This is a genomic window from Paenarthrobacter histidinolovorans (assembly GCF_014647595.1).
GTDB lineage: Bacteria > Actinomycetota > Actinomycetes > Actinomycetales > Micrococcaceae > Arthrobacter > Arthrobacter histidinolovorans.
Map to the genome: position 1 here is coordinate 199,728 of NZ_BMPM01000007.1, position 17,402 is coordinate 217,129.

The 17,402-nt window shown below is 64.1% G+C and carries 20 protein-coding genes; 6 read left to right on the top strand and 14 right to left on the bottom strand.

Going from position 1 to position 17,402, the window contains the following annotated elements; genetic code table 11:
* Window positions 1–23: 23 nt before the first annotated feature.
* Entirely contained in the window at window positions 24–1,118 is a 1,095-nt protein-coding gene (locus IEY62_RS16725) for a LacI family DNA-binding transcriptional regulator (protein ID WP_189019873.1), read from the bottom strand.
* Window positions 1,119–1,307: 189 nt separating this feature from the next.
* On the opposite strand from IEY62_RS16725, the gene IEY62_RS16730 reads away from it, so the two are divergent.
* The 5 genes from IEY62_RS16730 to IEY62_RS16750 are packed head-to-tail and all read left to right on the top strand — an operon-like array spanning window position 1,308 to window position 5,970.
* Window positions 1,308–2,165: an ABC transporter substrate-binding protein gene (locus tag IEY62_RS16730; protein WP_189019938.1), complete on the top strand. Its 858-nt coding sequence runs from the start codon at window positions 1,308–1,310 to the stop codon at window positions 2,163–2,165.
* A gap of 37 nt (window positions 2,166–2,202) precedes the next feature.
* Window positions 2,203–2,991 (top strand): amino acid ABC transporter permease, encoded by a 789-nt coding sequence (locus IEY62_RS16735; protein WP_018780091.1) that lies wholly within the window; start codon window positions 2,203–2,205, stop codon window positions 2,989–2,991.
* Window positions 2,988–3,776, top strand: a complete 789-nt coding sequence (locus IEY62_RS16740) for an amino acid ABC transporter ATP-binding protein (RefSeq protein ID WP_308424492.1) — start codon at window positions 2,988–2,990, stop codon at window positions 3,774–3,776. The genes IEY62_RS16735 and IEY62_RS16740 overlap by 4 nt, the downstream gene beginning before the upstream one ends.
* Window positions 3,776–4,819: a Gfo/Idh/MocA family protein gene (locus IEY62_RS16745; RefSeq protein ID WP_189019875.1), complete on the top strand. Its 1,044-nt coding sequence runs from the start codon at window positions 3,776–3,778 to the stop codon at window positions 4,817–4,819. Before IEY62_RS16740 ends, IEY62_RS16745 begins: the two co-directional genes overlap by 1 nt.
* 38 nt (window positions 4,820–4,857) lie before the next feature.
* The gene (locus IEY62_RS16750) at window positions 4,858–5,970 is read left to right on the top strand and encodes an NAD(P)/FAD-dependent oxidoreductase (RefSeq protein ID WP_189019877.1); all 1,113 of its coding nucleotides are present in this window, start codon (window positions 4,858–4,860) and stop codon (window positions 5,968–5,970) included.
* A gap of 150 nt (window positions 5,971–6,120) precedes the next feature.
* Here the strand turns inward: IEY62_RS16750 and IEY62_RS16755 are convergent, their stop codons facing one another.
* Window positions 6,121–6,729: a TasA family protein gene (locus IEY62_RS16755; protein WP_189019879.1), complete on the bottom strand. Its 609-nt coding sequence runs from the start codon at window positions 6,727–6,729 to the stop codon at window positions 6,121–6,123.
* 217 nt (window positions 6,730–6,946) lie between these two features.
* Between IEY62_RS16755 and IEY62_RS16760 the strand changes: the two genes are divergently transcribed.
* The gene (locus tag IEY62_RS16760) at window positions 6,947–7,702 is read left to right on the top strand and encodes a ZIP family metal transporter (protein WP_189019881.1); all 756 of its coding nucleotides are present in this window, start codon (window positions 6,947–6,949) and stop codon (window positions 7,700–7,702) included.
* Here IEY62_RS16760 and IEY62_RS16765 read toward each other — a convergent pair.
* The 12 genes from IEY62_RS16765 to IEY62_RS16820 all read right to left on the bottom strand — a co-directional run.
* Entirely contained in the window at window positions 7,699–8,922 is a 1,224-nt protein-coding gene (locus IEY62_RS16765; RefSeq protein WP_189019883.1) for a hypothetical protein, read from the bottom strand. The genes IEY62_RS16760 and IEY62_RS16765 overlap by 4 nt on opposite strands.
* A 173-nt stretch (window positions 8,923–9,095) precedes the next feature.
* A complete protein-coding gene (locus IEY62_RS16770; RefSeq protein ID WP_189019885.1) occupies window positions 9,096–9,356 on the bottom strand; it encodes a GlsB/YeaQ/YmgE family stress response membrane protein in 261 nt (86 codons plus the stop codon).
* A gap of 73 nt (window positions 9,357–9,429) precedes the next feature.
* On the bottom strand, window positions 9,430–10,305 hold the full coding sequence (locus IEY62_RS16775; protein WP_189019887.1) for a serine/threonine-protein kinase: 876 nt from the start codon (window positions 10,303–10,305) through the stop codon (window positions 9,430–9,432).
* The gene (locus IEY62_RS16780; RefSeq protein WP_229785400.1) at window positions 10,302–10,667 is read right to left on the bottom strand and encodes a hypothetical protein; all 366 of its coding nucleotides are present in this window, start codon (window positions 10,665–10,667) and stop codon (window positions 10,302–10,304) included. The genes IEY62_RS16775 and IEY62_RS16780 overlap by 4 nt, the downstream gene beginning before the upstream one ends.
* A 132-nt stretch (window positions 10,668–10,799) precedes the next feature.
* Window positions 10,800–11,321, bottom strand: a complete 522-nt coding sequence (locus IEY62_RS16785; protein ID WP_189019891.1) for a MarR family winged helix-turn-helix transcriptional regulator — start codon at window positions 11,319–11,321, stop codon at window positions 10,800–10,802.
* 76 nt (window positions 11,322–11,397) lie between these two features.
* Entirely contained in the window at window positions 11,398–12,462 is a 1,065-nt protein-coding gene (locus IEY62_RS16790) for an FUSC family protein (protein WP_189019942.1), read from the bottom strand.
* 165 nt (window positions 12,463–12,627) lie between these two features.
* Window positions 12,628–13,878, bottom strand: a complete 1,251-nt coding sequence (locus IEY62_RS16795) for an Ig-like domain-containing protein (protein ID WP_229785402.1) — start codon at window positions 13,876–13,878, stop codon at window positions 12,628–12,630.
* Entirely contained in the window at window positions 13,875–14,390 is a 516-nt protein-coding gene (locus IEY62_RS16800) for a hypothetical protein (RefSeq protein ID WP_189019893.1), read from the bottom strand. Before IEY62_RS16800 ends, IEY62_RS16795 begins: the two co-directional genes overlap by 4 nt.
* A 1-nt stretch (window position 14,391) precedes the next feature.
* Window positions 14,392–15,228 carry a hypothetical protein gene (locus IEY62_RS16805; protein WP_189019895.1) on the bottom strand — a complete coding sequence of 279 codons (837 nt, stop codon included), beginning with the start codon at window positions 15,226–15,228 and terminating at the stop codon, window positions 14,392–14,394.
* Between the two features lie 98 nt (window positions 15,229–15,326).
* Entirely contained in the window at window positions 15,327–15,782 is a 456-nt protein-coding gene (locus tag IEY62_RS16810; RefSeq protein ID WP_189019897.1) for a hypothetical protein, read from the bottom strand.
* A 464-nt stretch (window positions 15,783–16,246) separates the two neighbouring features.
* Window positions 16,247–17,254 (bottom strand): lipoyl synthase, encoded by a 1,008-nt coding sequence (gene lipA / locus IEY62_RS16815; protein WP_011774451.1) that lies wholly within the window; start codon window positions 17,252–17,254, stop codon window positions 16,247–16,249.
* 21 nt (window positions 17,255–17,275) lie between these two features.
* The coding region (locus tag IEY62_RS16820) for an L-serine ammonia-lyase, iron-sulfur-dependent, subunit alpha (protein WP_189015665.1) at window positions 17,276–17,402 on the bottom strand (127 nt) is incomplete at its 5' end.

Below are 17,402 nucleotides of genomic sequence, written 5' to 3' on the forward strand. Positions count from 1 at the left end.
CGTGACCCGGCGGGATCGCGCCCTTAGCTGCCTGCCTGGCTGAGGGCGTCGGCGTTCTTCGGCGCCCCAACGGATCCACGCTGGATGAGGCTCGCCACCAGTTCGGGTACAGGGGAGGACGGTTTCCTGCCCTCAATCTGCCGGATCAGGGCTGAGGCTGCGGCCATTCCCATGTCGTAGACAGGCTGCGCGATCACCGTGAGCGGGGGAGTGGTGAGCCGGGTCCACGCGAAATCGTCGTACATCAGGAACGACACATCTTCCGGGATGGAGAGGCCTAGGTTCTGCACGGCTTCAACTACGCTCAACGCGATGAGGCCGTCGGAGGCAATGATGGCTGTGGCCGGATCCGTCCCGTGCAGCAGCTCGCGGGTGATGCGCATGATGGAGTCGGCGTCGCCGGCATTGAGGCGGACAAGGTCTGTAGGCTGCGGGAGGCCCGCTTCGTCGAAGGCCCGGTGTATTCCGTCCAGACGGTCTGAAATCTGTGAGGAGTCCAGCTTCATCCCGGCTGCGTACGGGGCATTGGTGCGAACGGTGGAGACGAAGGCAATCCGTCGGTGTCCGGCCGCGATCAGGTGTTTTGTGGATTCGTAGGAGATACCTCCCATGTCCACCGCGAATGTTTCAGCATCCAGCCCTTCGGCGGCACGGTCCAGCAGGACCAGTGGGCGCCCGGATTCACGGACCTGACGCAGATGCGCGGTTTCCACGGAGGACGCCGGAGCAACAATGAGCCCGTCAACCCGTTTGTCCAACAACACCCGGATGGCGTCCACTTCCGCGGCCTGTTCCTCGTCGGTGTTGATGAGGATGACGTTGTAGCCGCTCTTCTTGGCTGTGTCCGTGATACCCCGGGTGGCGAGCCCGAAGTGCGGGTTTTCAATATCGCCCACCACTACCCCGATGGTGTTCGATTTGCCGGTGTTCATGCTGCGGGCGAGCTCGTTGGGGCGGTACTCAAGTTCCTCGGCTGCGGCGAGCACGCGCTCGCGGACGTCGTCGCTGACGGCGCCGTAATTGCCAAGAGCCCGTGCGGCCTGGGCTTTGGACACTTGCGCCGCTTTGGCGACGTCGGCAACCGTCACGTCCCGCCGTCGGGATCCGTCAGTGCTCATGTTCACCTTTCCGAAAGGGTGTTGACGCGGCTTTGTGAGTTCCGCTACATTTCAATCAATCGATGTGAGTCCGGTCTCAATCCTAGGGACTGAGACCGGACTCAGCAAGACCCGACATCGAGCAATATCTCCAGCGGCTCCTGACAGCACCGCTTTCCCCTCCCACGATTGGACAACGCTGTGATCAAAATGAACTTCCGCCCGGCAGCGCTCGCAGCAGCAGCCTTGGCAGCCATCCTCGCCCTTTCCGGCTGCGGTGGATCCTCCGCAAGCAGCTCACCGTCAGCCGACAACCCCTACGGACTCATCCAGCCCGGCACCATCCGCGTTGCCAGCCTTGGCGACTCCAAGCCGTACACCTTCACCGACGGCACCGGAAACTTCACGGGGTTCGACGTTGAACTCTTCAAGGACGTGGCCCACCGGGCAGGCGTGGACAATGTTGTCTTCACCGGCCAGGACTTCTCCGGGCTTCTGGCAGCGGTATCCAACGGCCAGTTCGACGTCGGTGTCGCCGCGATCGGCATCACCGACAAGCGCAAGGAAACCGTGGACTTTTCCGACGGATACCTGGCCGGGTACCTGACGGTCATCACCACCAAGACCTCAGGAATCAAGGATGTGGACGGCCTGAACGGCAAGCGCCTGGGCGTGGTCCAAGGCACCCTCCAGGAGGCCTACGCGGTGAAGAACTTCACCTCGGCACAACTGGTGAAGTTCCCTGACAACAACACCGCCATAGCCGCAGTCAACAGCGGGTCAGTGGACGCGCACTTCCTCGATTACGAGGCCGCCAAGGCCTACCAGGAGCAGTTCGGTCTGGTCAGTGCCGCCGACATCCCCTCCTTCGATGCCCCCGCAGGATTCGCGATCGCCAAGGACAAGCCCGCCTTCAAGGATGCGCTGAACAACGGACTCGCCGCAGCTATGGAGGACGGCACCTGGAAGAAGCTCTACCAGAAGTGGTTCCCGGGCTCACCGATGCCCGAGCAGTACCTCCCCAAGGCCGAGCAGACCTCCAGCCCTTCCCCCACGGCCGCCAAGTAAGCCGTTCCGTCCAACCAACCACGTCTGAGAGCACTCAATGGATTGGCTCAATACCATCAGCCGCACGTTCTTCGACTTTGACGCCATGGTCGAAGTGCTGCCCCAACTCCTCGGAGTTGGCCTCCTCAACACCCTCATCATCTCCATCGCAGCAACCATCCTCGGCGTAGTGATGGGGATGGTGGTGGCGGTCATGGGCATCTCGCGGTCCAAGTGGCTTCGGATCCCGGCAAGGATCTACACGGACCTGTTCCGCGGGCTCCCCGCCATCCTCACCATCCTGCTGATCGGTCAAGGATTCGCCCGGTTGAGCCAGTCGGTCTTCGGTCCCTCTCCCTACCCCCTGGGAATCATTGCGCTGAGCCTCATCGCCAGTGCCTACATCGGAGAAATCTTCCGTGCCGGCATCCTCAGCGTGGACAAAGGCCAAGGAGAAGCGTGCCGCGCACTGGGAATGAGCTACACCAAATCCATGGCCCTGGTGGTGGTGCCGCAAGGCGTTCGCCGGGTGCTCCCGGCCCTGGTGAACCAGTTCATCGCCATCGTCAAGGATTCCTCCTTGGTCTACTTCCTGGGCCTCCTTGTCAGTGAGCGTGAACTGTTCCGGGTGGGCCAGGACGCGGCAGTGCTCTCCGGCAACCTCTCGCCGTTGGTCATGGCGGGCATTTTCTACCTGATCATCACCGTTCCCCTGACCCACCTGGTCAACTACTTCGACAACAAGTTCCGCACCGGCCGCCGTCGTCCCACGGCACCCACCAGTGGGCTGAAGGAAGTCAAGGAACTCGACGCGGCCTCGCCGCTCATCACCGGGAGCAACACGTGAACCTCACCAGCAGCAGTGCAACCAGCACCAACAAGACCAGCCAGGACATCGAAAAGTTCCACGGGTCCAGCCTGGAACTGCAGAACCTGACCATGGCCTACGGGGATGTGGAAGTCCTCCGTAACGTCAGCCTCAACGTGGCCCCGGGAACCACCACCTGCATCATCGGTCCGTCCGGGTCCGGCAAGTCCACGCTCCTGCGCGGCGTCAACCGCCTGCACGAACCCAAGAGCGGCGACGTGCTCCTGGCCGGTGAAAGCGCACTGAAAGTGAAGCCGGACATCCTGAGGGCCCGCATCGGCATGGTGTTCCAGCACTTCAACCTCTTCCCGGACCACACGGCCCTGGAGAACGTCGCGCTCGCCCTGTGGAGCGTCAAGGGCATGTCCAAAGCCGAGGCCAGGGAACGCGCCCAGCGCCGACTCGCGGAAGTCGGCCTCGCCGAACGCTCGGACCACCGGCCCCGGGACCTCTCCGGCGGGCAGCAGCAACGCGTCGCCATCGCACGGGCGCTGGCGATGGAACCCGAAGTCATGCTCTTCGATGAAGCCACCAGCGCCTTGGATCCGGAACTCGTCAAGGGCGTACTGAACCTCATGGCGGGCCTGGGCCGGCGCGGCATGACCATGTTGGTGGTCACCCACGAGATGGGCTTCGCCCGCAAGGTGGCCGACCAAGTGGTGTTCATGGATGAGGGCGAAGTGGTGGAGATCGGCACGCCCACCGAGCTCTTCGACAACCCGCGCAGCGAACGCCTGCAGCGGTTCCTGTCGGAGGTCCTGTGATGGGTGCGGTAACAGCGGCACCCATCCGGACCGCCGTCGTCGGGTTTGGCGTCTCGGGCAAGGTGTTCCACGCGCCGCTGATCGCAGCGGACCCGGATTACTCGCTGGAGGTCATTGTGACGGCAGATCCGGAACGGGCTGCCGAGGCCGCACGCCTCTACCCCCAGGCCAGGATCGTGCCCACACCGGAGGACATGTTCGGCCTGGCCGGCGGGCTGGACCTGGTGGTCCTGGGAACCCCGCCGCTGACCCACCTGGAACTCGGGTCAACGGCGATCGCCCATGGCTTGAATGTGGTGGTGGACAAGCCTTTCGTGTCCACGGTTGCGCACGGCGAGGAACTGCTTGCCCGCGCGTCCGACGCCGGTGTGCAGCTGACGGTTTTCCAGAACCGCCGGTGGGACGCCGATTTCCTGACGCTGCGGAAGCTGTTGCGGGAAGGGGCCCTGGGCGAGGTGCGGACCTTCGAGTCGCGCTTTGAATGGTGGCGTCCGGAAGGCTTCGGCAATTGGCGCGATTCGGCAACGCTGGCCGAAGGCGGCGGTATTCTCCACGACCTCGGGGCGCACTTGATCGACCAAGCGATCCAGTTGTTCGGGCCGGTTGCGGAGAGCTACGGCGAGGTCGCCAACCACGGATCGCACCCGGAGGCTGCGGATACGGAAGCTTTCGTCTCCCTGCTCCACGAATCCGGCGTCCGCTCGAGGCTGTGGATGAACGGTATGGCCGCGCAAGTGGGTCCGCGCTTCCACGTCCTGGGCTCCAAAGCCGGCTACACCAAGTGGGGACTCGACAGCCAGGAGCCCGCGCTCGCTGCCGGTGTTTCGCCGTCGGACCCGTCCTACGGTGTGGAGTCCCAGGAGTCTTGGGGCGTTCTGGGAATCGACGGTTCGGCCACGCCTGTCCCGGCGGAAAAGGGCGACTACCCCCGGTTCTACAGGGAACTTTCCGTCTCGCTCAGGGGCCAGGGCCAGCTGCCCGTGCAAGCTGGGGAAGCGCTGGAAACCCTCAGGATCATCGAAAACATTCACGCCTACGCCTAACGGCGTTTCACCGCATCAACACAAAGAAAGGGAGAACCATGTCCTCCACCAAGCACGTTGCCGTTATCGGAGGCGGCATCCTGGGTGTCTCCACCGCAGTCCACTTGCTCCGCCAAGGTGCCGCTGTGACCCTCCTGAGCGAGCAGGGACTGGCCAGTGAAGCCACGGGCCGTTCCTTGTCCTGGCTCAACTCCGCCGGCGAACGGTCCACGCCCTACCACCAGCTTCGTGTAGCCGGGGTGGACCGGTACCGCACGCTCTTTGCCGCCGATCCCAGCCGTGAGTGGCTGCAGTTCGGGGGAGGGCTCATGTGGAACGTGGCCGGGCAGGGTGCGGTCACCGAAGCCCGCCACGCCTACGAGAAATCCGTCGGTTACGACTCCAAGCTGTTGGCCCCCGATGAAATAGCGTCAGTGACCCCCGGCATCGATTCCAGTGCCGTCCCCGAGAACGCCATCTTCAACCCCGGTGAAGGATGGGTCAGCCTGCCGGATCTGGTGAACTTCCTGATGGAAGACTTCCACGCCTTGGGCGGCAACCTCGTCCTGAATGCTGGAAAAGTCTCGGTAACGGTCGACGGCGGCCGGGCCACCGGCGTCGAAACCGCGGCCGGCGATACCTACGCCGCGGACGCCGTCCTGGTTGCCTGCGGCGCCGCAACACCCGCCGTCGTAAAAGCCTTGGGAGTCGACATTCCCAACGGCTCCCCGGTGTCCATGCTCGTGGTGACCAAGCCAGTGGAGCACAACGTCACAGCCGTGCTGAACACACCGCGGGCAGCGGTGCGCCCCAACCCGGGCAATACCTTCGCCCTGGATCACGACTGGTACGAGGACCAAATCACCGAGCACGCCGACGGTACGTTCACCATCCCGGACGACGTGGTCCAGGAGCTGGCCGACGAGTCCTCCAAACTGATTGCCGGCAACCCGGAACTCAAACCGGCCTCGTGGAAAATCGGCTACAAACCCATTCCGGGTGACGGCGAACCCGTGTTCGGTGAACTTGGCCAGGTGCCGGGCTGTTTTGTTGCGTTCACGCATTCCGGTGCGACGTTGGGGCTCATTGCCGGTGAGTTGCTGTCCGGCGAGATCCTGTCAGGAGAAAAGCACCCGATGCTCTCGACGTTCCGGCCGGGACGCTTCTCGTAGTCCTTCCCTTGCCGGGCCCTGGGCAGGCCAACGGCCCCGATACGCCATCTGCATAAGCGTGTCGGGGCCGTTGGAGTTTTGGGCTCGCCGGGCCTGATCGGGCTGGGGGGAAAGGAAACCGATCAGGCCCGGCGGGTTTGGGGGGTGGTGTTATTTGGTGGTTTCGGTGCGTTGGGTGCCGGTGAAGGCGAAGGCGATGGTTGAGGTGGCGCCTTGGAAGGTGTCGTTGGCGGTGGTGGGGAACGCGGTGGTGACTTTGAGGTTGTCGGTTTTGGCGTTGGTGAGGGAGGTGAGGTTGTTCAGGGTTTTGTTCGCTGCGATGACCGGGCCGTTGGCCAGGACGGTGGTTTTGGTTCCGGCGCAGGTGTAGGGGGCTGCGGCTCCGGTCCAGGGTACTGAGCAGTTTTCGATGGTCAGTTGCAGCCCGTTGGTCACATCGGTGGTGAGGAGGGAGGCGGTGGCGCCGGCGGAGGTGGTGAGGGTGATGTTGTTCAGGTCTGAGTTGCCGGTGTTGGCCAGGGTGACGAGTTTTTCGACTTTGTCTCCGGGGAGCAGCCCGGCGATGGGGACGTTGAGGGTGTTGGCTGGTCCGGGGGCGCCCAGGGCGATGGTGACGGTGCCTGCGGTGACGGCTTGGGAGGCGGAAGTGGAGGAGGTGAACGCGCCGTAGGTTCCCATGCCGGCGACGGCGGCTGCGGTGCCGACCAGTGCGACGGAGGCGAGGATTTTGCCGGAGGTGGTTTTGAGGCTGATGGCCATGGGGATCAGTGTCCTTTCGTGTGGCCACCGTGAGACCGGCCGGCCGTTTCCTCAGCCTGTGTGGCTGACAAGAACGACTTTGCCGGGCCCGGATCAAGAACCAACCCTGCAAACCCACAACACTTCCTCAGGAAAACCTCAAGAAAACCGCACCACCACCAGCACCATGTGAAACACTCTGGGGTGCACCTGAACAGCCAATGAAAGGGCAGAAGAAATGCCGATGTGGTTGCAGGCCTTGCTCTGGGGAACACTGGCCGGGGGCGCCCTGGTCCTCGGCGCCGGGATCGCCTGGATCTGGAAGGTGCCCGCCAAACTCGTGTCCACGGTGATGGCCTTTGGCGCGGGTGTCTTGATCTCGGCATTGGCGTTCGAACTGGTGGATGAAGCCGTGCAGGGCGGCGGACTCCTGCCAACCGCGCTGGGCTTCCTCCTGGGCGCCCTGATCTTCGTGGGCTCCAATATCCTGCTCTCACGCGCCGGGGCAAAGCATCGTAAGCGCTCCGGCGGCGCCCAACCCTCGGAGAAGGACACCCCCGGAAGCGGAACGGCCATTGCCATAGGCGCGCTCATCGACGGCATCCCCGAATCGGTGGTCCTCGGCGTCGGACTCCTGGCCGGGGGAGCCATCAGCCCGGCCATGCTCGCCGCCGTGTTCATCTCGAACGTTCCGGAGGGACTGTCCAGCACGGCAGGAATGAAGAAATCAGGACGCACCCCTGCCTACGTCTTCGGCACGTGGGTGGGTATTGCGGTGTTCAGCGGGCTTGCCGCCCTTGTTGGCTTCACCGCCTTGGAAAACGCACCCGAATCGGTCATCGCCTTCATCACGGCCATCGCCGCCGGAGGGATCCTGGCCATGCTGGCCGACACCATGATCCCCGAGGCTTTCGAAGAGCACCACAACCTCACAGGCCTGACGGCCGCCGTCGGCTTCCTCAGCGCCTTCACCATCCACCACGTGGGAGGCTAGGGGCTCAGCAGTCCCAGCACCGGCAGGGCAACCGCCGTCGAAAGTGCCATGGCGGCGGTGTTGCCGATCACCGGGTGATAACCGGACGGCAGGCAGCCTGAGATGGCCCGGGCAAGCGGTGGAGCCAGCACGGCGCCCATCACAGCCCCGCCGATGATCCCGGTCCAGGAACCTCCTGAAGCAAGGACGGCAGCGGGAGCGACAGACACCACGGATGCGTACGTGGCCGCCCACCCGTCTTCCCTGTACCAGCGTTGCCACAGGACCACCCCGACAGCCGATGTGAGGGCCTGCGCGAACAGGATGTGGGGAAGCAAGCCCGAGCCATACGACGGCAGGCCGGGGTTCACCACGAATGCCAAAGACACGCCCAGGATCACCCCCAGGCTGGCGGTTTCGTTGGCCAGGAAGTGCGTCTCGCTGAAGTCCTTGAGCACGCGGCGCGCGGCCCGGTAAGCATCCTGGCGGACGCCCTGCCCAACCCCCGACGCCGGGTGGTGGGGTGCCGTGGGCGGGTTCGGCTTCCGCAGGACAAGCCAGGGCAGATGGCGGGCAATCGAGAAAGTGATGCCGGAACCAACCGCCATCGCAAGGACGCTGCCCACAACCGGCGGCAAGCCCAAGGGAACAGAAACAGTTGGGATGAAGAGCAGGGCCAAAGGCGTCACTGTAGCTGCCCCCAGGACGGCTCCGGTGACGCAGGTCCGCCATCCTGCACCGTAGAGCAGAACCATGGCGGGCGCAGCGCAAACGAAAGGCGCGAACGTCGGCTGCCAGCCGTCGTCGAGCAACCATCCGAACGCCAGGTTGGACAGCAGCAGGCTCAACGACGCCGACGCCAGAACCCACGGCCAAAGCCCGCTGCCGTAGGCAAGCGAACCCGCCCAGGCCTTGCCGCCACGGGCAACGCGCCAGGCGAACGCGGTACCGGCGAGCAATCCCAGCGCCGCCAGCTCCGCTTTGTAGAAAAGAGGCTCGGTCATGTCCCCAAGGAACCATCGCAGGCCGGCCAGCAGGGAGTCATTGACGTCCCCGGCCCAGCCCTCGAAGGACGGTCCGGCCGCGGGCGAAACCCCGCCCACGACGTTCAGGACGAGTGACAGCAGCCCCACCGCAGCCGCCATGCCGAACGCACCCAACGCCGTGCCGGTGGCACTGGACCCCAGCGCCGGCACGGGCGGCGGAGTGGCGGTGGACGTGGCAGCTGCAGAGTGCGTCATTGGTGGCCCTTGGCATGCGGAGTGTGGTGGCTTCGAGCAGCGTAGCTGAACTCATGATGCGGCCCGCAGTCGCCCCCGTACGGGGAATTTATGACCGAAAAACCCCGCCCGCAGACGCAAAAAAGGCCCTGTCCCCGCGGCGTTGGCCGGGGGGACAGGGCCTTTGCGGAACGCTAGGCCTTCTTGCGGGTCAGCAGACCCCAGATGATGAGGACCAGCAAAGCGCCGCCGATGGCGAGGAGCCAGGTGGAAAGCGACCAGAACTCGTTGATGCCGACGTTGAAGAGCGCGCTGCCGATCCAACCGCCGAGGATGGCGCCTACGATGCCGAGCAGCAGCGTGGCGATCCAGCCGCCGCCCTGGTGGCCGGGCTTAATCGCCTTGGCGATGGCGCCGGCAATCAATCCCAAAATAATCCAACCGATGATACCCATTTTTCATTCTCTCTTTCGTGAAGAGGCCCTAGTCCGGCATAGGAACGTATGCCGCTATTGACCTGATTGTTGGCTACCAGCCGAGTCGTCGGAACATTCCAACGACTTGGCCGGCAGACGGCCTGCCGGCAGGGTCGGCGTCTGTCATGGCATGAAGGACCATGGACCAGCGCCGCCGGACCGTGCCGGGAATCCGGGGTTCCGCCAGAGTCCTGGCAACCATGGACTCGAGCGGAGGGCCAGGAAATGCTTTCGTTCCGGTCAAGCACTCAAGAGCAACAAGACCGAGCGAGTAGATATCGCTGGCAGCTGTGGAAGTTTCGCCACGCACCTCTTCGGGACTGAGGTAATGCGGAGTGCCCGAGGACGAGTCCGCCGTGGTGGGACCGCCGGTGAGGGCGATGCCAAAGTCGGTCAATTGCGCTACGCCGGGGCCAACCGGGCCTGTCGCAAGGTTGACCAGGATGTTGCCGGGTTTGATGTCGTTGTGCACGATTCCCCTGCGGTGGATGTACCCCAAAGCACGGGCTATGCCGCTCATCCACTCGGCCGTCTCACGGGGCGAGGCAGGCTGATGGTGCAGGAGGGTCCGCAGATCCATGCCTTCCACCAGCTCCATGACCAGGAAATTGCGGATCTCCCCGCCGCCTTGGTGCCCTGTGGTTCCGGAGCCGAGGACCCGGACGATGTTTTTGTGCCTCAACCGGCCATGGATACCCACTTCCCTACGGAAAGGGGCGTCGTTGGCGGCGTCGGAACTCCTGAAGATCTTGACTGCCACAGCGTCGCCGCTCCGGAGGTCGATCGCCTTTTGGACGTTGGCTTCCGAGCCGCCGCCCAATGGTCCTGCCAGGCGGTACCGGCCTGCAATAACCCAGTCCCGGGGCGCGCCGCCGGCACTTGCGGCTCCGCGATCAGCGCGGACAGCCGCAACGTCGAGCGTTGTCACCCGAGGAGGGTTTCGATCTCGGCCGCGGGCACTCCGGCCACCTCGGCGAGGGCATGGGGGTTGACTCCGGCGTCAACTGCCTTTTTGAAAGCGAGCGCGAGGGTGTTCTGTGAGATCGCCAGCTCGTGCTGGAGGCTCTGCCGGCGAAGGGCAGCGATCCAAACGGAGCTCACGGGATCCAGGGCGTCGATGTCCATCCGGAATCCGCATCCGCATGCCCACTCGGGCCAGATGGGCTCCACGGAGACCCACTTCATGGCGTCGTACGCCGGTCCGGCGGAGATGGCCATGTGTGACCCGCAGTGCACGGGTCCCATGGGAATTACCTGTTCCGTGAGAACATCCACGGTATTTTCAGCCACTGGTGTGGAGCTTGGTTCACGCAGCGCGACTGTCATCGTTCTCTCCCACACATTCCCTAGTAAGTAGCTTGGCTATCTAGTTATATGTGTACTTATGAATTATGTCCAGTCCGGCCGGCCTTCGCCCGCGCTTCAAGAGGTCGCGATCCCGTCAATGGCCTTTCGCATGCGCCGAAGGAAGTCAACCACCACAGCGGAGTCCTCGCTGCTCAGGGTTTCGGCCGCCTCCATCATCCGGGCGTGCATGTCTCCCAGGGTGCTGCGCACCTCCTGGTCCGAGCCGGGAGTCGGGCGAAGGATGAGCGCACGCCGATCAGTGGGGTGCGGCTCCCTGGTGACATAACCGGACCTAACGAGCCGATCCACCAGTGACGTCATGGAAGCCGACGTCACGCCGAGGCGGACAGCCAGCTCCTTGGGGCCCACTTCACGGCCTGCGCGTTCGGCTTCAAGCAGGTACCGCAGGGCAAGAAGGTCGGTTTCCCCCATCCCCATGGAGGTGCGCGTGCGGCGCCGCATCTCCGCCTCGGCGGTCCGGTAGTCCCTGAGTGCGTTCAGGACGTCCACGGCGCCCACCTGCTTGCGGCTCTCCAGCCCGTACCAATAGCCCTGACGTTCACTTTTGTCGATCATCACCAGTCCTTTGGTAGACATGTATCTCGCTTGTCTAACCAATTGATACTAGGCGATTTGCCGCTTACTTGCTGACAATGTGATCAGGACGGCACTCTCAGGCTGTTTGTGGACGCTTCCGCAGCCGACGCCAAACAGCCGGAGCAACCACCACGGCAACGCCGACGGCGGCGCCAATGACGGTCTCGACAATGCGGTCCCGTAGCAGCAGCCCAGGATCGACAGGGGCGGCAAGGAGCGTCGCAATCAGTGCCAGCGGCGTCACGAACACCTGCGCCACAAGATACTGGCGGGCAATGAACATCTCGGCGCCGAACTGGCATGCGGCGATCACCAGGACCATGGCCCAGGGCGCGGGATTGAGCCACAGAATACCCGCCAGCAACACCAGCCCCAGCACTGTACCGGCAATTCTTTGGATGCCCCGGCTGACCCTGTGGCGCGTTGAATGCCCGACGAGGGGAACAACCGCCGCCACCATCGCCCAGTAAGTGTGCCCGAAGCCAAGCCGCTCCCCCACCAACGTGGCGATGGTTCCCGCCAGGCCTGCAGCAACCAGGTAGCCGCCGCCTTCCAGCCAGATCGCCCGACGCTCAGCGGCGGTGTGCCGGATTCGCGGGGGGCGTTTCCACGGAGTCCGGTGACTCCTGACCACGCGGGCCGACATGCCGATCAAGAGGCAGAAAACGGTGGTCCCGACGGCCACCAGGAGGGCTTCCCACAGGGGCGCTTGGGATGCGATCGACGCTATGGCTGCGAAGGCAAAAATGTGAAACAAGGAGCCGCCGGGCCGCAGCCGCCAAGCAGCAACCACCACCGAGCAAACGCCCGCCACCACAGTGGTGGCAGCGGTCAGAAGCCACGAATATGCGGCACCCTCGATGCCCCAGACGTGGGCAAAACGGGCGAGCAACGTGGCCAAAAGAATGATGAAAAGCATGAAGCCGCCGGCACGCAACTGACTCCGGAAACGGACGCTGTGGGGTTCATTGCGCCCATAGATACCCGTGAACGCCCCAAACGACGCAAACACCGCCAGATCCAACCGGCCGATCAACGTCAGCGTGATCAGCGGAACGAACACACCTACAGCGCAGCGGAGGGCGGGATGGTGGTCCTTGTTGCCAGGACCCATCGTGAACATTTCCGCTACAGCCTTCAAGGGGCGGCTCGCCTTTCGTCGCAGGATCAAACGTACGACGGCGGCGCTGGCGTCCGCTCTCAAGGTTACGCTCCGGCCGCTGGCCCGCTGCGGGATCAGGGCCCGATAGTGGTCGTCATCACGAACATGAAGTTCCTGAGTGCCTGGGTGCCTGACTGCCTGGGTCTAGAAACCGCCCGGCGATGCGCTGGTGAAGGACGCGGGATTGAGGGGGTTGCCTGCGATGTCCGTGAGGGTGGATGCGGCGGTAAGAGTTGCGGCAGCTGCTCCTACCGACGTGTTCGCAGTTCCCGTGGCTCCACCCAGTGTGAGGGTGAGCGTCTTGGCCCCGGCCCCCGGGTTCCACGTCACCGAGGAAGCGTTACTGCCGTTTCCTCCGAAGCTCAGGGCGCTCCCTGCGTAGCCACTGCTCAGTGCCAGGCTGCCAAGGTTCAAGGTGCACGCGGAGCTGGTGACGGTGAGGACGTTCCCTGCGCTCACATTTACCGTAACCTGTCCGTTGCCGCCGATGGTCTGCGTGACAGTGTTGCTTGTCCACGCGTTGCAGATGGTGCTGGCCTTCAGTGACTCCGAGAATGTGAAGGTGACACTGTCGTTCTTGTCGATCTTCCCCGCAGTGCCGCCATTTACAAGCTGGATATTCGTCACCGTCGGAGCCGTTGCGTCCTTGGATGAGGTCGCCGTTCCCGCCACACCGGTATTGCCCGCCGCGTCCGTCGCCTTGGCGGAGTACGTGATGGTCCCGTCGGTGAAGTTCCTGATGTCGACCGGCACGGCAGTCCAATTTCCAGCGTTGTCGACAGCTATGGTTTGGGACATCGGCTGCGCACCCGTCCCCGTAACAGTGAGCGTGACCGAGGAGTTGGCTTCCGCGGTGCCACTGACCGGGACCTTGTCCGCCAGGGCCGCGTTGACCGACGCAGGCGCGGTCACCACCGGCGCGTTGGGTGGTGTGGTGTCCGTGACCGGGGCAGTCCCGGTGCTGCGGAGGCTCTCGACGCCCTGCCACAGGGACAACATTGGCGTCACTGTGTAGTACCAGGTCCCGGCCGGGACGTTGGCCTCAGCACACGAAAGACCGGCGACCGCGCCTTGGCACGTTCCGGTTGCGGCCACACGCGTACCCCCGGTGGCGGAACTGTAGCGGGCGATGCTGTAGCCGGTCACTGACCTGCCCGCCGTCGTCGTACTGGCCGTCCAGGTGACCGTCACGGTGCTACCGGTCACGCTGGTGCCCGGCTTGGCGCCCGGGGCTACGGAATCGGCCTTTACGGCTCCGAAACCGCTGCTGACGGAGCCCCAAAACGCGCTGGCGGCCGGTCCTGCACAGGAAACAAGGACGATACCCAGCACAATCACCATGATGCGGTTCCAACGCCCCATGCCGATGCGCGAAGCCTGACGGCCCTGGCTCACTTCCGTACCTCCAGCGTCACGGGGATGGCGAATTGTGCGCCCTGGCAAGCGGAAACCGAGGTGGCATCCATGCTGGCCGCTCCCTGCAGCGTCACCAGGATGGAGGTGTTCGCCGCGATGGTTATCGGAGTGGCGAGTGGTGCGGCAGGCGGTGTAAAGGTGACGCCGGTGGTGGTGCAACCGGGATGGGAAGCGTCGGCGGTGGCGGGCCCGTTGGCGGCAAACCCGTAGATGGTGACGGCGTGGGGGTTGGGGTTCGTGGCCCTGACCAGGACGTCGGCAGTTCCACCGGGAACCAAACTGGTTTGCAAGGTGTCGCCCGGGACGAGTGCGTCCACCGTGACGGTCTGCATGGTGCCGTTCGTTGATGCCCCGGCGCCGAGGCCGGTAGCGCTCCAGTACGCGTAGGCCGATCCCACACCGCCCAGCACACAGAGGGCAACAGTGGCCGCCGCGGTTCTGGCGAGCCGGCCTGATGCGCGGGTTCGGGGTGTCCGGGCTGTGGTCTTCATCTCAGTTGCCTTGTCCCGTGCCGGAGTACGTCAGCTGGACAGTGGCGCCTTTGCAACCGTCCTGGAGCTGCGGAGTGTCGTACATGGTGATGCGTGGCCAACCCGACTCCGGCACACCGAGCGAGGAGAGGGTGCGGACACCGGGATCCACGGTCAGCGGATAGGCGCCGGAGTATTGGGTGAGCTTGTAGTCAGCTGTGGTGCAGGGCAAATTTGCCGCAATTGCCGCCTGGGTCCGGACCACTTGGGTGATGGAGACGGAAAGGTTGGTCACGGCGATGCTCTTGTTTCCCGGATTGGAGATCTGCAGTTCCACGGACCTGGAAACGCCCGGCGCGAGCAAGCCATTCACGGACCCCGCTACACCGAACGACCGCTTGACTTCCAGGACCTGCAACTGGCCCGGCGCCGTGTTGGACACGATCGATCCGCCGCCCGCTTTGACCGTGAAATCGGTCTTCGCTGCCGGTGTCGTGGTGGCCGTTCCCACCGTCAGGACCGCTTGGGCGGAGCCGCCGGAAGTGAGATTCAACGACGACGGCGCGACGCTGGCAGTTGCTCCAGCCGGAAGCCCGCTGATGGTGAAGGTGACCGGTCCCGTAAAGCCGCCGGTCGATGTCGCCGACACTGTGAACGTTGTGGACTGGCCCTGATCCAGGGTGCGGCTCGAAGGCGACAACGCCACCGTGATCCCCGCAGCCGTTTTCGCAGAGCTACCCTGGCCGTTGCCCGCACCAAGAGCCGCGATCGGCAATATGGCCACCATCAGAGCCAGCAAAATCGCACGCAGGACCCCACCCCGGACGAACGGTGCGGTGCGCTCTGGGCGGTGGTCCATGGAAGCTCTTTTCGGACGTCGGCTGCGGTGCGTTGATGAATCGGCTGAAAGCGCTGAGCCGGGGTCCGCCCTGGCAGGCGGGCCCCGGCGTCGAGGTCTTACAGGCTGCCGACGTTGACCGTCACGATGGCCGCCTTGCAGGCGTCCTGGTTGACGGTGGTGCTGTCGTTGAACTTCAGCGTGCCGGAGCCAACGGACGTACCGGTGCTGTTGGCTGCCACCGGGCTGTTCGAGGTGACGGCGGTGACCTCGAACCATGCAGGCAGGCAGCCGGCCACATTGGTGGTCACGTTCGCGCTCAACGCTCCAACCACTGTGCCGGACGTGGTGGAGTTGTCAGCCGTGTAGCTCACCGGGACGGAGTTGCCGGGAGCAAGGCCGCCGGCGAAGGTGGCGTGGAGGGTGACGGTTCCGCCACCGGAAGAGTTGGTGGCAGAGCCGCTGCCTGAACCAGTGGTGGTCCAGTAGGCGTAGGCGGCGCCGCCACCGACTGCAACCAGTGCGACGCCGGCAACTGCGGCGGTGATCCTGCTCTTCTTGGAAAGCTTGCGCATGATGTGACTCCTTGGTTGATCTGGTCCGGGGAGCCGCAGCGCAACCCCCAGCATCCGGCCGTTGCTGGCGGATGAAGCGATGCACCCAATGGTTCAGCCATGGCGAGTCGAGTGGCTAGGATTCCGGCTACCTCATTTTTCCTTTCGAACAAAGGCTGGGAAATACCCACATGCGTGACGCTAGTACTCGCGTTCTCCGCCCGAACTACTTGGCGGGCGAGCCGTCATCGAAGCCCTGACGGGGCCGGCGGTACTCATGCGCGGACGCACTGTCCAAGGAGTGGACACCACCTTAAAGCCCGCAAAAGACGGTCCTCCGGCGTTGCTGCGGCAACATTGTGCCCATCTTGAGCAAAAACTGCGCTGGTGTTCGAAAGCTTCCAGCCTTCCGGTTAACCCTCGACGGCGGCCCGGTCGCCCTTGGAAGGTGACCTGACCGCCGTCGGGCGTCTTGTCGCTGGGGCCTAGCCGTGGGCGGCGAGGATGGTGGAGGCTTCCTGGCGGGTGGTGCCGGAGGACTCGATGTGGGCCAGTGCGGCGGGGATTTCCCAGCCTTTCTTCCGCATGGCGGTGGCCCACAAACGCCCGGCCCGGTACGAGGAACGCACCAACGGCCCGGACATGACACCGAGGAAACCGATCTCCTCGGCCTCGTGTTGGAGGTCCACGAATTCCTGCGGCTTGACCCAGCGGTCCACCGGCAGGTGCCGTTCGGACGGGCGCAGGTACTGGGTGATCGTGATCAAGTCACACCCGGCTGCGTGCAGGTCCCGCAGGGCCTCGGAGATTTCCTCCCGGGTTTCGCCCATACCCAGGATCAGGTTGGACTTGGTCACCATGCCCAAGTCACGGCCCTGGGTGATGACATCCAGGGAGCGTTCGTACCGGAACGCCGGACGGATGCGCTTGAAAATCCTGGGCACGGTCTCGACGTTGTGGGCGAAGACCTCGGGCTTGGAATCGCAGATCGCTGCGATGTGTTCGGGCTTGCCGGAGAAGTCCGGGATCAGCAGCTCCACCCCGGTGCCGGGGTTCAGTTCGTGGATTTTCCGGACCGTTTCGGCGTACAACCAGACACCCTCATCGGCCAGGTCATCACGGGCCACCCCGGTCACGGTGGCGTAGCGCAACTGCATCGCCTGGACCGAGCGGGCGACTTTGGTGGGTTCGAACATGTCCACCGGGGAGGGTTTGCCGGTATCGATCTGGCAGAAATCACAACGCCGGGTGCACTCGGACCCGCCGATCAGGAACGTCGCTTCCTTGTCTTCCCAGCACTCGAAAATGTTCGGGCAACCGGCCTCTTCACAGACCGTGTGCAGGCCCTCTTTCTTCACCAGGTTCTTAAGCTGGACAAACTCCGGACCCATCTGGACCTTGGCCTTGATCCACTCAGGCTTACGTTCAACCGGGACCGCCGAGTTACGCTGCTCAACGCGCAGCAACTTACGGCCTTCAGGGGCGAGTGTCATGAGATTCCCTAACGTTGATTTTCAGCATTCGACGACGTTGACGGCGAGGCCGCCCATCGCGGTTTCCTTGTACTTATCGGACATGTCCTTGCCCGTCTCACGCATGGTCACGATCACCTCATCCAACGAAACCCGGTGCGTCCCGTCC

Bases quoted from the DNA above. Each gene is read 5' to 3' on its own strand.
- IEY62_RS16765 (WP_189019883.1), bottom strand. From the start codon at position 8,922: ATGACGCACTCTGCAGCTGCCACGTCCACCGCCACTCCGCCGCCCGTG.
- IEY62_RS16730 (WP_189019938.1), top strand. From the start codon at position 1,308: ATGAACTTCCGCCCGGCAGCGCTCGCAGCAGCAGCCTTGGCAGCCATC.
- IEY62_RS16770 (WP_189019885.1), bottom strand. From the start codon at position 9,356: ATGGGTATCATCGGTTGGATTATTTTGGGATTGATTGCCGGCGCCATC.
- IEY62_RS16805 (WP_189019895.1), bottom strand. From the start codon at position 15,228: ATGGACCACCGCCCAGAGCGCACCGCACCGTTCGTCCGGGGTGGGGTC.
- IEY62_RS16750 (WP_189019877.1), top strand. From the start codon at position 4,858: ATGTCCTCCACCAAGCACGTTGCCGTTATCGGAGGCGGCATCCTGGGT.
- IEY62_RS16810 (WP_189019897.1), bottom strand. From the start codon at position 15,782: ATGCGCAAGCTTTCCAAGAAGAGCAGGATCACCGCCGCAGTTGCCGGC.
- lipA (WP_011774451.1), bottom strand. From the start codon at position 17,254: ATGACACTCGCCCCTGAAGGCCGTAAGTTGCTGCGCGTTGAGCAGCGT.
- IEY62_RS16725 (WP_189019873.1), bottom strand. From the start codon at position 1,118: ATGAGCACTGACGGATCCCGACGGCGGGACGTGACGGTTGCCGACGTC.
- IEY62_RS16755 (WP_189019879.1), bottom strand. From the start codon at position 6,729: ATGGCCATCAGCCTCAAAACCACCTCCGGCAAAATCCTCGCCTCCGTC.
- IEY62_RS16735 (WP_018780091.1), top strand. From the start codon at position 2,203: ATGGATTGGCTCAATACCATCAGCCGCACGTTCTTCGACTTTGACGCC.
- IEY62_RS16800 (WP_189019893.1), bottom strand. From the start codon at position 14,390: ATGAAGACCACAGCCCGGACACCCCGAACCCGCGCATCAGGCCGGCTC.
- IEY62_RS16760 (WP_189019881.1), top strand. From the start codon at position 6,947: ATGCCGATGTGGTTGCAGGCCTTGCTCTGGGGAACACTGGCCGGGGGC.
- IEY62_RS16785 (WP_189019891.1), bottom strand. From the start codon at position 11,321: ATGTCTACCAAAGGACTGGTGATGATCGACAAAAGTGAACGTCAGGGC.
- IEY62_RS16745 (WP_189019875.1), top strand. From the start codon at position 3,776: ATGGGTGCGGTAACAGCGGCACCCATCCGGACCGCCGTCGTCGGGTTT.